The organism is Nocardioides sp. NPDC000445 (assembly GCF_040300245.1).
Classification (GTDB): domain Bacteria; phylum Actinomycetota; class Actinomycetes; order Propionibacteriales; family Nocardioidaceae; genus Nocardioides.
The window spans coordinates 123,570-138,210 of sequence record NZ_JBEPDH010000001.1 but is presented as its reverse complement, the minus strand read 5'-3'; the positions used below and the strand labels follow the sequence as shown (position 1 = coordinate 138,210).

At 70.0% G+C, this 14,641-nt stretch carries 15 protein-coding genes; 8 read left to right on the top strand and 7 right to left on the bottom strand.

All coding sequences use genetic code 11. The features are described from left to right. Positions 1–5 precede the first annotated feature (5 nt). The 4 genes from bioD to bioB are packed head-to-tail and all read right to left on the bottom strand — an operon-like array spanning position 6 to position 4,254. Positions 6–653, bottom strand: coding sequence for a dethiobiotin synthase (bioD, locus tag ABT304_RS00650; protein WP_350712871.1), 648 nt, complete (start codon positions 651–653; stop codon positions 6–8). Next, positions 650–1,768, bottom strand: a complete 1,119-nt coding sequence (locus tag ABT304_RS00645; protein ID WP_350712870.1) for an 8-amino-7-oxononanoate synthase — start codon at positions 1,766–1,768, stop codon at positions 650–652. The genes bioD and ABT304_RS00645 overlap by 4 nt, the downstream gene beginning before the upstream one ends. A 1-nt stretch (position 1,769) precedes the next feature. Continuing rightward, a complete protein-coding gene (bioA, locus tag ABT304_RS00640) occupies positions 1,770–3,089 on the bottom strand; it encodes an adenosylmethionine--8-amino-7-oxononanoate transaminase (protein ID WP_350712869.1) in 1,320 nt (439 codons plus the stop codon). Then, the gene (gene bioB / locus ABT304_RS00635; protein WP_160028304.1) at positions 3,082–4,254 is read right to left on the bottom strand and encodes a biotin synthase BioB; all 1,173 of its coding nucleotides are present in this window, start codon (positions 4,252–4,254) and stop codon (positions 3,082–3,084) included. Before bioB ends, bioA begins: the two co-directional genes overlap by 8 nt. A gap of 117 nt (positions 4,255–4,371) precedes the next feature. Between bioB and ABT304_RS00630 the strand changes: the two genes are divergently transcribed. From ABT304_RS00630 to ABT304_RS00620, 3 genes are all read left to right on the top strand, one after another. After that, a complete protein-coding gene (locus ABT304_RS00630; RefSeq protein ID WP_350712868.1) occupies positions 4,372–5,607 on the top strand; it encodes an alpha/beta fold hydrolase in 1,236 nt (411 codons plus the stop codon). 67 nt (positions 5,608–5,674) lie between these two features. Further along, a complete protein-coding gene (locus tag ABT304_RS00625) occupies positions 5,675–6,145 on the top strand; it encodes a hypothetical protein (protein ID WP_350712867.1) in 471 nt (156 codons plus the stop codon). Positions 6,146–6,170: 25 nt separating this feature from the next. Further along, the gene (locus tag ABT304_RS00620) at positions 6,171–6,716 is read left to right on the top strand and encodes a GrpB family protein (protein ID WP_350712866.1); all 546 of its coding nucleotides are present in this window, start codon (positions 6,171–6,173) and stop codon (positions 6,714–6,716) included. Positions 6,717–6,784: 68 nt separating this feature from the next. Here the strand turns inward: ABT304_RS00620 and ABT304_RS00615 are convergent, their stop codons facing one another. Next, on the bottom strand, positions 6,785–7,678 hold the full coding sequence (locus tag ABT304_RS00615) for an aldo/keto reductase (RefSeq protein ID WP_350712865.1): 894 nt from the start codon (positions 7,676–7,678) through the stop codon (positions 6,785–6,787). 66 nt (positions 7,679–7,744) lie between these two features. On the opposite strand from ABT304_RS00615, the gene uppS reads away from it, so the two are divergent. After that, positions 7,745–8,464, top strand: coding sequence for a polyprenyl diphosphate synthase (uppS, locus tag ABT304_RS00610; RefSeq protein WP_350712864.1), 720 nt, complete (start codon positions 7,745–7,747; stop codon positions 8,462–8,464). Between the two features lie 38 nt (positions 8,465–8,502). Here the strand turns inward: uppS and ABT304_RS00605 are convergent, their stop codons facing one another. Together ABT304_RS00605 and ABT304_RS00600 are read right to left on the bottom strand one after the other, a co-directional pair. Further along, entirely contained in the window at positions 8,503–8,835 is a 333-nt protein-coding gene (locus ABT304_RS00605; protein ID WP_350712863.1) for a hypothetical protein, read from the bottom strand. Between the two features lie 40 nt (positions 8,836–8,875). Further along, positions 8,876–9,739 carry an SCO6745 family protein gene (locus ABT304_RS00600; protein ID WP_350712862.1) on the bottom strand — a complete coding sequence of 288 codons (864 nt, stop codon included), beginning with the start codon at positions 9,737–9,739 and terminating at the stop codon, positions 8,876–8,878. A 169-nt stretch (positions 9,740–9,908) separates the two neighbouring features. Between ABT304_RS00600 and ABT304_RS00595 the strand changes: the two genes are divergently transcribed. The 4 genes from ABT304_RS00595 to ABT304_RS00580 all read left to right on the top strand — a co-directional run bounded on the left by ABT304_RS00595 (position 9,909) and on the right by ABT304_RS00580 (position 14,402). Next, a complete protein-coding gene (locus ABT304_RS00595; RefSeq protein ID WP_160028318.1) occupies positions 9,909–11,309 on the top strand; it encodes a glycine--tRNA ligase in 1,401 nt (466 codons plus the stop codon). Between the two features lie 94 nt (positions 11,310–11,403). After that, positions 11,404–12,087, top strand: coding sequence for a hypothetical protein (locus ABT304_RS00590; protein WP_350712861.1), 684 nt, complete (start codon positions 11,404–11,406; stop codon positions 12,085–12,087). A 38-nt stretch (positions 12,088–12,125) separates the two neighbouring features. Next, the gene (gene dusB / locus ABT304_RS00585; protein ID WP_350712860.1) at positions 12,126–13,262 is read left to right on the top strand and encodes a tRNA dihydrouridine synthase DusB; all 1,137 of its coding nucleotides are present in this window, start codon (positions 12,126–12,128) and stop codon (positions 13,260–13,262) included. A 417-nt stretch (positions 13,263–13,679) separates the two neighbouring features. Then, on the top strand, positions 13,680–14,402 hold the full coding sequence (locus ABT304_RS00580; protein WP_350712859.1) for a VldE C-terminal domain-containing protein: 723 nt from the start codon (positions 13,680–13,682) through the stop codon (positions 14,400–14,402). Positions 14,403–14,641: the final 239 nt, after the last annotated feature.

The following is a 14,641-nucleotide window of genomic DNA, read 5'->3' as shown; positions in this document are numbered from 1 at the left end:
CATTCTCAGGTCAGTTGAGAATGGTTGTCAATTCCTTCCGGGATGCCGAACAGCAGGGGTACACCGGTCACGCGAGGCAGGTCGATGCGGTTGCACCGCTCGGCGAGCCCTGGATCGCCCGGCCAGGAGCCGATGATCAGCCCGTCGGGCTCGTGCCCACGGGCGCGCAGCGAGGCCACGGTCAGCTCGGTGTGGTTGAGAGTGCCGAGTCCGGCCGCGGTGACGACGATGAACGAGGTCGGTACGCCGCCGGCGAGGAGTGCGTCGGCCAGGTCCAGGAGCGTGCCGCCGTCGGTGTCCAGGCGCACCAGCAGACCACCTGCACCTTCGACGAGAACGAGGTCGTTCTCGCTGGTCAGGGCCGAGATCGTCGGAGCGTACGCAGCGACCGGTGGGATCTTCACCCCGGCCCGCCGGGCGGCGGTGTCGGGTGCGAGCGGCTCCTCCAGGCTGGTGAGCTCGTGGACCTCGATCCCCGTCAGCCGGTGGATCTCGGCGGCGTCGCAGTCGCCGTCGGCAGTGCCGGTCTGCACCGGCTTCACGACCGCGACCTTCTCGCCGTTCGTGCGCGCCCGGGAGGCCAGCGTCGCCGTCGCGACGGTCTTGCCGACGCCGGTGTTGGTGCCGGTGACGATCACCACCCGCCCGCTCACCGGACCTCACCCACGATCGTGTCGATGGCCTTGACCGCTCGCTCCCACTCCTCGTCGGTGACGCCCGCCCCGGCGGTGATCCGCAGCCGGGAGACCCCGTCGGGGACCGACGGCGGGCGGAAGCAGCCGACGCGTACGCCCTCGGCGAGCAGGGCCGCCTGTGCGGAGACCGCTGCCTCGGGCGACGGCATCGGCACCGACAGCACCGCGCCGGCGGGGGCAGGGATCCCGAGGGTCCGGGCCAGGTCGGTGACGCGAGCGCGGATGGTGTCGGCGAGGTCCGGGCGAGCGCGCGCGACCCGCGCCGCGGCGAGGGCTGCGGCGGCGGAGGCGGGCGCCAGGCCGGTGTCGAAGATGAACGGGCGGGCGGTGTTGACCAGATGGTCGAGGACCGCTTGTGGCCCCAGGACGGCGCCGCCCTGGCTGCCGAGGCTCTTGGAGAGCGTCGCGGTGACGAGCACGTCGGGCCGCCCGGCGAGACCGTGGCGGTGGACCAGCCCCGGTCCGTGCACGCCGACACCGTGGGCCTCGTCGACGACGAGCAGCGCGCCGTGCTCCGCGCAGACCGCGGCCAGCTCCGTGAGCGGTGCCTCGTCGCCGAGGACCGAGTAGACGGACTCGGCCAGCACCAGGCTGCGTACGCCTGGACGTGCGGCGAGCGCCGCCCGGACCGCCGCCACGTCGTTGTGCGGCACGACCGTCAGCTGTGCCCGGGAGAGCCGCACCGCGTCGATCAGCGAGGCATGGATGTGGGCGTCGGAGACGACGTGGGCGGTCCGGTCGGCGAGTGCGCCGACGACCGATAGGTTGGCGTGGTAGCCGGTCGAGAACGTCAGCGCGCCCGGCTGGCCGAGCCAGTCGGCGAGCTCGGCCTCCAGGTCACCGTGCAGGGTCAAGGTGCCCGTGACCAGGCGGGACGCACCCGCACCACCGCCCCAGAGCATCGCCGCCTCGGCGGCTGCGTGGCGTACCTCGGGGTGCTGGGAGAGTCCCAGGTAGTCGTTGCCGGCCAAGTCGACGACGGCGTCGCCGGGTCCGCGCGGCCGCAGTCGCCGGGTCAGCCCTGCCGCCTCGCGCGCGGTGGCTGCCTCCTCCAGCCAGGTCTGCCACCCCATCTCAGGCCACCTCCGCGGCCGCGGCGACGGCCCGGCAGATGCGGGCGAGGTCGTCCTCGCCGGTGATGTAGGGCGGCATCGTGTAGATCAGGTCGCGGAACGGCCGGATCCAGACGCCCTCACGCAGCGCGGCGTCGGTGGCCTTGGCGACATCGACCGGATGGTCGAGCTGGACCACGCCGACGGCGCCGAGGACGCGGACCTGGCTGACGCCGGGCGCGGCGGCCAGCGGAGAGAGGCCTGTCGAGAGCGCGGCAGAGACCCGGCGTACGTCCTGCTCCCAGCCGCGGGCGGCCAGCAGGTCGAGCGAGGCCAGCGCCACCGCGCAAGCGAGCGGGTTGCCCATGAAGGTCGGCCCATGCATGAGCACGCCCGACTCGCTCCGGGAGATCGCGTGCGCGACCTCGGTGGTGGTCAGCACCGCGGCCAGGGTCATGTAGCCGCCGGTGAGCGCCTTGCCGAGGCAGAGGATGTCAGGGGTGACCAGCGAGGACACGAAGAGGTCGCCGGTGCGGCCGAGGCCGGTGGCGATCTCGTCGAAGATCAGCACCAGGCCGTGCTCGTCGGCGATCTCGCGGAGCACGACCAGGCACTGGTCGTCGTAGACCCACATTCCGCCGGCACCCTGGAGCCGCGGCTCGAGGATGATCCCGGCGAGCTCGTGGGCGTGCTCGGCCGCCAGGCGGCGTACGCCCTCGGCCCACGCCTCCACGTCGCCACCCGGTGCCGGTGCGCGCTCGGCGAAGACCTGCGGCGCGAGCATGTCGGTGAACATCGAGTGCATCCCGCCGACCGGGTCGCACGTGCTCATGCATCCGAAGGTGTCGCCGTGGTAGCCGCCGCGCACGGTCAGCAGCCGGGTCCGCTCCGGCCGACCGCGGCCGCGCTGCGACTGCAGGGCCATCTTGAGCGCCACCTCGACGCTGACCGAGCCGGAGTCGGCGAGGAAGACGTGCTGCAGGAGGTCCGGGGTCATCGAGACGAGCCGCTCGGCGAGGTCGATCGCCGGGGCGTGGGTCAGGCCGCCGAACATCACGTGCGCCATCCGGCCGGCCTGCTCGGCGAGCGCGGCGTTCAGCTCGGGCACCCGGTAGCCGTGGACCGCAGACCACCACGACGACATCGCGTCGACGACCTCGAGCCGCTCGCCGCCGTCGTCGAGGTGGAGGCGTACGCCCTCGGCACCGGTGACGAGCCGCACCGGCGCCGGGTCGGTCATCGAGGTGTAGGGGTGCCAGAGGTGCTCGCGGTCGAACGCGAGCAGGTCGTGGGCCCGATCAGCGCCCCGATCAGCGCCCCGATCAACGCCCAGATCAAGCATTGGCAGCGACATCGGTCCCCGCTCCGCGGCGCCGGATCACCGGGCCGCCCTGCTCGTCGTGACCACCGCATGCCCCGCCAGAAGCAGAGCCGCAGCCATCACCGCAGCTGCTGCCGCAGCCGCCCGCTGCGCGCGCGGCCACCTTGGTGCGGTGCTCCTCGATGAGCTCGCCGAACGCACCCTCGTCCATGCCAAGGATGATGAAGCCGTTGTCGCGCAGCATCTCCAGGTCGGCCAGCGCGTCCTGCCCCTCGGAGGTCAGGTAGTCACCGAGGAAGATCGAGTTGGCCACCTGGAGGGCAAGAGCCTGCAGCGAGCGCAGGTGCATCTCGCGGCCGCCCGCGATCCGGATCTCCTTGTCGGGGCAGACGAAGCGCGCCATCGCCAGGATCTTCACGCAGCGGGTGGGGGAGAGCTCCCAGGTGTTCTCGTACGGCGTCCCGTCGAACGGCATCAGGAAGTTCACCGGGATCGAGTCGGCGTCGAGCTCCTTGAGCGCGAAGAGGGCCTCGACGAGCTGCTCGTCGGTCTCGCCCAGGCCCGCGATGAGGCCCGAGCACGGCGAGAGGCCGGCGTCCTTGGCCTTGCCGATCGTGTCGACGCGGTCCTCGTAGGTGTGGGTCTGGACGATGTTGTCGTGGTTGGACTCGGCGGTGTTGATGTTGTGGTTGTACGCATCCACCCCGGCGGCCTTGAGCCGCTCGGCCTGGCCGCCCTTGAGCAGCCCGAGACAGGCGCAGACCTCGACGCCCTCGTGCGCGTCCTTCAGTGCGGAGGTCATCTCGACGACCTTGTCGATGTCGCGATCGGACGGTCCGCGGCCCGAGGAGACCATGCAGACGCGGGTGGCGCCACCACGTAGCCCGGCACCGGCCTGCTCGAGGGTCTCGTCCTTGGAGAGCCAGGAGTACTTCAGGACCGGCGCCTGCGAGCCGAGGGCCTGGCTGCAGTAGTTGCAGTTCTCCGGGCACAGCCCTGACTTGAGGTTGACCAGGTAGTTCACCTTCACGGTGTTGCCGAAGTGCTCGCGCCGCAGTCGCCCCGCCGCGGCGACGACGCCCATCAGCTCCGCGTCGGGCGTACGCAGCACGGCCACTGCGTCCTCCGCGGTGGCGGCCCCGCCGGACAGGATCCGGTCGGCTAGCTGGTCGAAGGCTGTCGTCATGCGGGAGTCTCCTCGGGATGGCTACCTGAACAACGTTCAGTTGAACGGTGTTCAGGTTAGGTTCTGTCGGGCCGTACCGCAACGCCGCCGTCCATCTGACCGGCATAGGATCGGCTGGTGCACACCGAGACGATCCCCGGACTGGTCCTGATCGAGCACGAGATCGAGGTGCCGCTGGATCATCGCGGCGGTGGACCGGAGACGCTGACCGTCTTCGCCCGCGAGGTGCGCCGTCCTGGCGATCGCGACGACCGCGACGCGCTGCTCTTCCTCCAGGGCGGCCCGGGCGGAGAGAGCCCGCGCCCGATCGACCTGCCGATGGTGCCGGGATGGCTCGAACGGGCGCTGGAGGACTATCGGCTGATCCTCCTCGACCAGCGGGGGACCGGACGGTCGACGCCGCTCACCGCGATGACCGGGATGAGCCCGCAGGAGCAGGCCGACCACCTGGCCCACTTCCGCGCCGACTCGATCGTCGAGGACGCCGAGCTCCTCCGCGTGTCCCTGGGGATCGAGCGCTGGTCGCTCCTGGGCCAGTCCTTCGGCGGGTTCTGCTCCCTGCGTTACCTCTCCGCCCATCCCGAGTCGCTGCGTGAGGTGATGTTCACCGGGGGAGTGCCGCCGGTCGGGCTGCCCGTCGACGAGATCTACGCCGCGACCTTCGCCCGCACGATCGAGCTCACCGAGCGCCACTACGCCAGGTTTCCCCGGGACCGCGACCGGATGCGGGCGCTGGTCGAGCGCTGCGACGCCGGTGAGATCCGGCTCCCCCACGGCGGCCCGCTCTCCGCCCGCCAGGCACGCTCCATCGGCAACCGCCTCGGCATGACCGGCGGCTCCGAGCAGATCCACTACCTCCTCGAGCGCGACCCGGCCGGACTCGGCTTCGGTCACGAGGTCGCGTCGCTGCTGCCCTTCAGCGGCCACTCGCCGCTCTACGTACTCGTCCACGAGGCCTGCTACGCCGATGGCCAGGCGACCCGCTGGGCCTCCGCGCGCGTGCAGCCCGCGGCGTACGAGGACCCGACCCTCCTCACCGCCGAGCACCTCTTCCCGTGGCACCTGACCGAGGACCCGCTGCTGGCTCCCTTCGCCGAGACGGCGGACCTGCTGGCCGAGCGCGAGTGGCCGAGCCTCTACGACCCGAGCGTGCTCGCCGCCGTCGACGTCCCGTGCGCCGCGGCGGTCTACTACGACGACCCCTACGTCCTGCGCGAGCACTCCCTCGCGACCGCCGACCTGGTGCCGACGCTGCGCCCCTGGATCACCAACGCCCATCTCCACAACGGCGTCCAGGTCGCCCCCGAGGAGGTCTTGGACCGCCTCATCGGGATGGTCCGGGGGCGCGTGTGACGACGGTTCGTCAACGAAGGGCCAACATCCGCGGCAGCGCGCGGCGGTGCCGGGCATCATGAGGCGCATGAGTCTGCCCGTTGTCGCCGTTCGCACCGCCTCCTTCGTCCTCACCATGGTGCTCGTCGGATTCGCGTACCCGGTGCTCGCAGGGTTGGTCTACCTCGGCCTTCTGGTCGTATCAGCGACCGGCGACCACGGGATGGGCGGACCGCTCGCGGGCCCGGTGCTCGTAATTCTCGGGGCTGCCGTCGGAGCGCTCTGCGTGGCCATCGCGGCCCCTGCGGCGCTCGCTGCCCGTGTGGTCGGTGGGCTCAAGGGATTCCTCGCCGGCTCCGCGATCCTCGTGCTCCTCACCGCCGGAGCCACCTGGCTGGCCTGGCTCCTCTTCGACCTGTCCGGAAGCCCGGTGGTCACCTCCGCGGTCCTGGTCGGCGCCGCGACCCCCGCGGCGCTCGTCCTCGCGCTCTCCGACGCCATCGCAGGGTTCGTTGCCGGGCTGCGCCTTCGCCCTCGGCATTTTGCCGCCGAAGCCTGAGCCGACCTGCCAGACTCTGGTGCCTGTGAGCATCGAGGTAGTGGCGTACGACCCTTCGTGGCAGGACCGGTTCGAGAAGGTTGCCGCGGCGCTGAGCGGCGCGCTGGCCGACGGCCCGTCGGCGAGCATCGAGCATGTCGGCTCGACCTCGGTCCCGGGGCTGGCCGCGAAGCCCATCCTCGACATCGACGTGATCGTCGCGCCGGAGGACGTCCCCGCTGCGGTCGCTGCGCTCGTACGCATCGGCTACGTCCACCGCGGCGACCTCGGCGTCGCCGGCCGCGAGGCGTTCTTCGCCCCCGACGATGACCCGAGACGCCACGTCTACGTCTGCGCCGCGGGGACGCTCAACGTACGCAATCATCTCGCCGTCCGCGACGTCCTACGCCGCCGCGACGACCTTCGCGACGAGTACGCAGCCGTGAAGCTGGCGCTGGCCGCCGACCCCGACATGGACATCGACACCTACATCGCCCGCAAGTCCGACGTCCTGCAGAAGGTCCTCGCCGCCGCCGACCTGACCGACGCCGAGCGCCGCCGGATCCTCTCCCTCAACGACCCCAGCCGCTGATGCTTCCGGCGCGGCTGCTGGCGGCCGGGGCGGCGGTGAGCAGGTCGCGGGCCCGAGCACCGCTGCGGTCAGGCGGTCGGTGACCACGCCGCCGTCAGTCGCCGCAGTTCCTCGGGACCGAGGACGATCTCCCGGGCAGCCACGTTCGCGCGAACGTGGCTCGCGCGCGTCGTCCCGGGCAACGGCACCACATCGAGGCCGTGCAGAGGCCCACGGCTGTGGACCCACGCGATCGCGAGCTGACCTGCCGACACCCCGTGCGCTGCGGCGATCTCGCGGAGGACCCCCTGCCTCTCGTCGGCCGGGGCAGCGTCGCCCGCGGCACCGTGCAGCACACCGTGCGAGGTAGGCGAGTGGGCGACGAGCGCGACGCCCAGCTCGGCGGCGGCCGGCACGAGGTCACGTTCGACCGTGCGCTCGGCCAGCGACCAGTGCTCCTGGAGCGCCGCCACCGGGTGGACGGCATGGGCGCGTCGGAGATCCTCGGCGGTGACGTTGGAGAGCCCGATCGCGCGGACCTTTCCCTGCCGTACGAGGTCCGCCATCGCTCCGACGGTCTCCTCGATGGGGACCGTCTCGCTGCGGTGGTGCAGGTAGTAGAGGTCGATCCGGTCGGTCCGGAGCCGGCGAAGGCTGGCCTCGCAGGAGCGCTGAACCTGCTCGGCGTCTGCTCGCACCTCGAAGCCGTCGGGAGGGCCATCGGAACGGCCGTCGGTCCGTACGACTCCGAACTTGCTGGCCAGCACCACCTCGTCGCGCCGGGCGGCGATCGTGCGGCCGACCAGCTCCTCGTTGCCGTACAGCTCAGCCGTGTCGATCATCGCGACCCCTTCGTCCAGCGCCGTGTTGACGACGCGGAACGGGTCCCGGTCCGGGTCGCCGGACTCGGTCTCGCGCAGGCGCATGGCACCGAACCCCTGTCGGCCGAGCTGGAGAGGGGAGGTGGTCGCGGGCTGGTTCATGCCGAGATCCTAGAAGCCGGTGCGATGACCGTCGCGCCGACCGGGCGACCTGCCAGACTCTCGGTCGTGAGCATCGAGGTGACCCCTTACACCGCCGAGACGATTGCGCCCCACCTGCTGCCGACCCATATCGGCGTGGTGATGGACGGCAACCGCCGCTGGGCGAAGAAGGCAGGATTCGCGAACCCGGGCGCCGGCCACGACGTCGGTGCCGACCATGTCGAGGACCTGCTGGGTTGGTGCACCCGGTGGCGGATCGACCATCTCACCTCCTACGTCCTCTCCGCCGACAACATCCGGAAGCGGCCGAGGTCGCAGGTGGACCACCTGTTCGGCATCCTCGCCGACAAGCTCCCGCAGACAGTCGTACGCAGCGACCGCTGGGCCCTCCACGTCTCGGGCGACCTCTCCCTGCTGCCCGACGCCGCCGCCGAGGCGCTGCGCGCAGCCGAGCGGGAGACCGCCGACCGCCCGGCCCACCTGACGATGGCGATCGGCTACGACCCGCACGGCGACATCGTCGAAGGCATCCGCCGCGCGATCGCCGCGGGCGTCACCGAGATCGACGAGCGGGCGATCACGGCAGCGCTGCCCGGCGGCCCGGTCAAGGAGATCGACCTCGTCATCCGCACCAGCGGCGAGCAGCGCCTCTCCGGCTTCTTCCCCTGGCAGACCTCGAACGCCGAGATCATCGTCAGCGAGAAGCTCTGGCCCGACTTCACCGAGCACGACTTCGCCGAAGCCCTTGCCCTCTACGCCGCGCGACGATCGAGCCTCGCGCCCTGATCAGAAACCACATGTGCGTGGTTCCGACACCGTCTGCGTCAGAGGCGAAGGGCGTGGGCAGCCATGCGGAAGGCGACTGCGGCGGCCTCGGGGTCGTGCAGCGATTCGTCGGCCAGGGCGAGCTCGGCGTGGGCGCGGACGCTGTCGGCGGGGTCGGTAGCCAGCAGGTCGGTGCACAGGCCGGCGACCACGCTGCCGGAGTCGTGGTCGTCGAGCTCGTCGAGGACGTTTCCGAGGTCGAGCAACATCGCGGCCTCCTCGAAGATTTCGCGCAGGGTCTCCTCATCGACGTCGACCTCGGGGCGTTGCGCGGCGACAGCGGCCAGCTCGAGGATCGGTGCGAGCCGGGGATCGAGGTCTTTCATGGCCATGGGTCCCAGCATGACCCCCTGAATTCGGAGCGGCAACGGGTTAGATGTCGTCGAGGTTCAGGCCTATCGGCGACTGACCGGGGATCTCACCGGAGGCGACGACGGCCTTGGTCAGCGGCCGCAGCAGCGCGATGAGCTCGTCGATCTCGGCAGGCTCCAGGGTCGCGTACGCCGTGGCGGCGAGCGCATCGGTCGTCGACTCGATCCCGGTCTTGGTCTCCCGGCCGGCGTCGGTGAGGGACTGGCCGTCGTCGGTGACGAGCCCGCGGGATCGCAGTCCGGAGACGAGGGCGTCCCACTCGGTCTCGTGGATGTTGCGGGAGGTGGCATAGACCGACGGGGAGGTGCCGTTGGCCAGGGCATGGAAGACGTGCGACTCGCGGCCCCCGATCCCGTTAGCCAACAGGGTCGCGACGTGACCGTCGCCGCGGTGCTCCCGCAGCAGCGTCGCCGAATCCCACAGGAGGGTCAGCGGGTCCTCGGCGACGGGGAGCGAGCGCAGCGCGGCGTACAGCGCACGTCCCTCCGCCGGCGCGCCGAGAGCGGCTCGCGAGGCGAGCGTGGCAGCCCGGGTCAGGTCGTCGGAATCGGTGAGCGGGCCGAGGTGACGGCGGAGCGCGGCGACGGCGCCGGAGCGGCGGGCGTCGTGCGCGACCTCGGGCGGAGCGTACGTCCATGCGTCCGGAAGCGCCCGGGAGACGTGTGAGAAGGCGAAGTTGTAGAAGACGGCATGGACGACCTCGGCCGGAACGGTGCCCAGCGGAGCGGACCGAGCGGCGAAATAGCCCATCCAGTAGCCGCGGTAGCCGGCCTCCTTGAGCTGGGCGATCGGCTCGGGTGAGAAGTAGCCCACCGCATGGATCGGCTCGAGCAGCTTCCACAGACGACGCGCGTTCGACTCCATGTCCAGCGACGCTATCGGCAGATGCCCGAGCGGCCGAGCGAATTGGCCCCGCGGGCGGCGTACATAACAAGATGACACCACGGATAGGATTTCCCTGTCGCTGTAGACATCCCCCTCAACACCGGGCCCGGCAGCCGGCCGGGCTCACCTCGAGCAGAGAGCATTCATCGTGGCAAAGCCGCCAGCATCGACCCTTGACCTCGTCGTCTCCCTCGCCAAGCGGCGCGGATTCGTCTTCCCCAGCGGCGAGATCTACGGCGGCACCCGGAGTGCCTGGGACTACGGCCCCCTCGGTGTCGAGCTCAAGGAGAACATCAAGCGCCAGTGGTGGAAGGCGATGGTCCAGCAGCGCGACGACGTCGTCGGCCTCGACTCGAGCATCATCCTGCCGCGCCAGACCTGGGTCGCCTCCGGCCACGTCGAGACCTTCAACGACCCGCTGGTCGAGTGCCAGTCGTGCCACAAGCGCTACCGCTTCGACCACCTCCAGGAGGAGTACGCGGAGAAGAAGGGCATCGACGACCCCGACACCGTGGACATCAACGAGGTCGTCGCCTGCCCCAACTGCGGCACCCGTGGCGCCTGGACCGAGCCGCGCGAGTTCTCCGGCATGCTCAAGACCCACCTCGGTGTCCTCGAGGACGAGTCGGGTCTCCACTACCTGCGTCCCGAGACCGCGCAGGGCATCTTCGTCAACTTCGCCAACGTGGTCACCTCGACCCGCCAGAAGCCCCCGTTCGGCATCGCCCAGACCGGCAAGAGCTTCCGCAACGAGATCACGCCGGGCAACTTCATCTTCCGCACCCGCGAGTTCGAGCAGATGGAGATGGAGTTCTTCGTCAAGCCGGGCGAGGACGAGGAGTGGCACCAGTACTGGATCGACGAGCGCACCCGGTGGTACACCGGCCTCGGCATCAACCCCGACAACCTGCGCCACTACGAGCACGCCAAGGAGAAGCTGAGCCACTACTCCAAGCGCACCGTCGACATCGAGTACCGCTTCAACTTCCCCGGTAGCGAGTGGGGCGAGCTCGAGGGCATCGCCAACCGCACCGACTTCGACCTCGGCACCCACATGAAGCACTCGGGCCAGGACCTGCAGTACTTCGACCAGGCCAACAACGAGCGCTACCTGCCGTACGTCATCGAGCCCGCGGCCGGTCTGACCCGTGCGCTGATGACCTTCCTCGTCGACTCGTACGCCGAGGAGGAGGCGCCCAACGCCAAGGGCGGTGTCGACAAGCGGGTCGTGCTCCGTCTCGACCACCGGATCGCGCCGGTCAAGATCGCCGTGCTCCCGCTGTCCCGCAACGAGGCGCTCTCGCCGAAGGCGAAGGCGCTCTCGGCCGAGCTGCGTGCCAACTGGGCCGTCGACTTCGACGACTCCCAGTCGATCGGCAAGCGCTACCGCCGCCAGGACGAGATCGGCACGCCGTACTGCGTCACCGTCGACTTCGACACCCTCGAGGACAACGCGGTCACCATCCGCGAGCGCGACACCATGAAGCAGGAGCGCATCCCGCTCGAGGGCGTGAGCCGCTACTTCGCCGAGCGTCTGATCGGCGCCTGAGCACGTAGCTCGACGCCGGGCCGTTACCACCTCGTAAACCTTGCAGGGGGCGTCCTGCCGCACGATCTCGAAAGGCGTGCGGCAGGATATCCCTATGCAACGAGCGGGGTCCGTACTCGCCGCATCCCTCACGGGTGCGGTCATGGCGATGTCAGTGATGGGGTGCAGCGGCACCGCGCCGCGGACGAACGCGCCCAAGCCGTCCGAGAGTGCCTCCGCCTCGGCCTCCGCATCGCCCTCGGCGTCGGCATCGCCCTCCGCCGGGGCGCTTACCGAGCCCGGTGCCGACCGCAGGCTCGGTGAGACCGCGACGGTCGAGTGGGCGCCCAAGGAGGGTGTCGACGGCAAGCTCTCGATCACCGTCACCAAGCTCGAGTCGACCTCCTACAAGCAGACCTTCTCCGGTTGGAAGCTCGACGAGGCGACGCTGGCCCGCGCTCCCTACTTCGTCCGCGCCACCATCAAGAACGACGGCGATACCGACCTCGGTGGCTACGACGTACCGCTGTGGGGTCTGGACGACGAGGGCAACCTGGTCGAGGCGGCCGCGTTCAAGGAGCCGTTCAAGCCGTGCGACGGCAAGACCTTCCCGAAGCCGTTCGCGCCTGACGACAGCGTCAACGCCTGCCTGGTCATGCTCGTCCCCGACCAGGGCAAGCTCGTCGGCGTGAGCTTCCGGCCCTACGAGGAGTTCGACCCGATCACCTGGGAGAGTGAGCCGACGCCGTACGTGGCGCCGAAGCCCTCCGGCTCCCCGTCCGCCTCCCCGACTCCTTAGATTTCGTACGCTTCGAGGTTGGCCGGACAATAGAGGCCATGTCCCTCCCTGGCCCTCTGAAGTTCGGCAGCCTGACCGTCGACACCCCTGTGGTGCTCGCGCCGATGGCCGGTGTCACCAACGCCGCCTTCCGGCGGCTGTGCGCCGAGCAGGGTGCCGGTCTCTACGTCTGCGAGATGATCACCTCCCGCGGCCTGGTGGAAGGTGATCAGCACACCAAGGACATGCTCGTCTTCGACGAGGCCGAGACCGTACGCAGCGTGCAGCTCTACGGCACCGACCCCGTCTATGTCGGCAAGGCGACCGAGATCCTCTGTGCCGACTACGGGGTGGCGCACGTCGACCTCAACTTCGGCTGCCCGGTGCCCAAGGTGACCCGCAAGGGCGGCGGGGGAGCCCTGCCCTACAAGCGCGGCCTGCTCGGCGAGATCCTGGAGCACGCCGTGCGCGCGGCGGAGCCCTACGGCGTACCGGTGACGATGAAGACCCGCAAGGGCATCGACGACGCCCACCTGACCTACATGGACGCCGGCCGGATCGCCCAGGAGAGCGGTGCCGCCGCGATCGCGCTGCACGGCCGTACGGTCGCCCAGGCCTACTCCGGCACCGCCGACTGGGACGCCATCGCCGAGCTCAAGGCCTCGGTCGACATCCCGGTGCTCGGCAACGGCGACATCTGGGAGGCGGCCGACGCGATCCGGATGGTCGAGGAGACCGGCGTCGACGGTGTCGTCATCGGCCGCGGCTGCCTCGGGCGCCCCTGGCTCTTCCGCGACCTGGCGGCCGCTTTCGGCGGTGAGACGGTCAACGTACTGCCGAATCTCGGCGAAGTGACCGACATCATGCGGCGCCATGCCGAGCTGCTCTGCGAGCACATGGGCGAGGAGCGCGGCTGCAAGGAGATCCGCAAGCACATCGCGTGGTACCTGAAGGGCTTCGGTGCCGGTGGCGAGCTGCGCCGCACCCTCGGCCTGGTGAACAGCCTCGCCGACCTCGACGAGATGCTCGCCAAGCTCGACCGGAACGAGCCTTTCCCCTCGTCACAGCTGGGTACGCCGCGTGGGCGGCAGGGTGCGCCGCGGGACAAGGTGGTCCTTCCGGAGGGGTGGCTCGACGACGCCGACGGGCGCGGCTGCGGGTTCGCCGAGAACGTGTCGGAGACCTCTGGCGGCTGAGGTTCCGGGGCCCGTTCGGACGGGTCTCGAGGCGCGTTTCGAGCCTTCGGAATCAGTCGCTCGACAGGTACAAAACTACGCAAAAACTCGGTAAGGGAATTGGAATACCCCCTGTCGTGTGTGTTGTACTCATTGCCGTGCCGAGCCCCCACCAGCACAACTCTCGACGGGTTTCATCCGTTGAAACCGTGGGAATCTCGGGCACAGACCATGTAGTCGAGCAAAGGATTGCGTGTGGCCGGCAGCCACAGAGGCGACACTCGGGCCGTCCGTAAGACCAAATCCATAGTTGTCAGCGCAGGGGTCGCGGTTCTCGCGACAGGTGCCGCAGTCGGCGCCGGAGCCGCCTTCGCGGAGCCAACCTCCTCCCTGATCGCGAAGAACGCAGGCGCTTCCGTCTCCTCGACCCAGGCCAACGTGCCGAGCACCCGTGACGACGCGCGCGTCGCCGGGGACCGTCGGGAGACCGTCGTCAGCCGTGACGGAGGCGACCGCGAGTCGGTCTCCTCGGTCGAAGAGCTGACCAAGGGTCCCGAGCAGGTCGAGACCGGCACCGCCAAGGCGGTCAAGCGCTGGACCGAGGAGACGCTCAACCTCTGGTCCGCCTACGGCAAGCACGCCACCCAGTCCGGCGAGATCGAGGCCGGCGAGCTGGTCTACGCGACCGGCCGCACCGAGTCCGGCCGCGACGAGATCCTCGTCGACGGCGAGGTCGCCTGGGTGACCAGCGGCCACCTCAGCGACGAGAAGCCCGAGACGACAGGTGTCGCCGCCGGCGTCAGCACCGCCGCATGCGGGGACCCCTCGGTCGAGAGCGGCCTGGTCTCCGACGCGGTCACCGTCTACCGCGCGGTCTGCAACGCCTTCCCGGAGGTCGCCTCGATGACCGTCGGCGGCTGGGACGACCATGGTGAGCACTCCTCGGGCAAGGCGCTCGACTTCATGCTCTCCGACAAGGCGCTCGGCGACGCGATCGCTGCCTACCTGCAGCAGCACGCCGCGGAGCTCAACCTCTACGACATCATCTGGTATCAGCGGATCTGGACGCCGGTGCGTGCCTCGGAGGGGTGGCGCTACATGGAGGACCGCGGGTCCGCCACCGCCAACCACTACGACCACGTGCACGTCTCCACCAACTGACGCCACGATCTCTCGACGACAGGTCGGCCCGGGCTCTCGAAGCCCGGGCCGACCTGCGTTTTCGCTCCGTCGGAAGATCAACAACTTCGCAAAAGTCTCCGACCCATCGTGGGATACCCCCGCAGGTGTGTGCTTGACTCAGGCGCTGTGCCCGGGCTCACGACCCAGCTTCAGCGGAAGTGGCGAAGGGTGCTCTCGGGCGATACCCCCACATTGTCGAGCGAAGGATTGCAACAGTG

Bases quoted from the DNA above. Each gene is read 5' to 3' on its own strand.
- ABT304_RS00645 (WP_350712870.1), bottom strand. From the start codon at position 1,768: ATGGGGTGGCAGACCTGGCTGGAGGAGGCAGCCACCGCGCGCGAGGCG.
- bioA (WP_350712869.1), bottom strand. From the start codon at position 3,089: ATGCTTGATCTGGGCGTTGATCGGGGCGCTGATCGGGGCGCTGATCGG.
- bioB (WP_160028304.1), bottom strand. From the start codon at position 4,254: ATGACGACAGCCTTCGACCAGCTAGCCGACCGGATCCTGTCCGGCGGG.
- ABT304_RS00625 (WP_350712867.1), top strand. From the start codon at position 5,675: ATGAGTCTGCCCGTTGTCGCCGTTCGCACCGCCTCCTTCGTCCTCACC.
- ABT304_RS00615 (WP_350712865.1), bottom strand. From the start codon at position 7,678: ATGAACCAGCCCGCGACCACCTCCCCTCTCCAGCTCGGCCGACAGGGG.
- ABT304_RS00605 (WP_350712863.1), bottom strand. From the start codon at position 8,835: ATGGCCATGAAAGACCTCGATCCCCGGCTCGCACCGATCCTCGAGCTG.
- ABT304_RS00600 (WP_350712862.1), bottom strand. From the start codon at position 9,739: ATGGAGTCGAACGCGCGTCGTCTGTGGAAGCTGCTCGAGCCGATCCAT.
- ABT304_RS00590 (WP_350712861.1), top strand. From the start codon at position 11,404: ATGCAACGAGCGGGGTCCGTACTCGCCGCATCCCTCACGGGTGCGGTC.
- dusB (WP_350712860.1), top strand. From the start codon at position 12,126: ATGTCCCTCCCTGGCCCTCTGAAGTTCGGCAGCCTGACCGTCGACACC.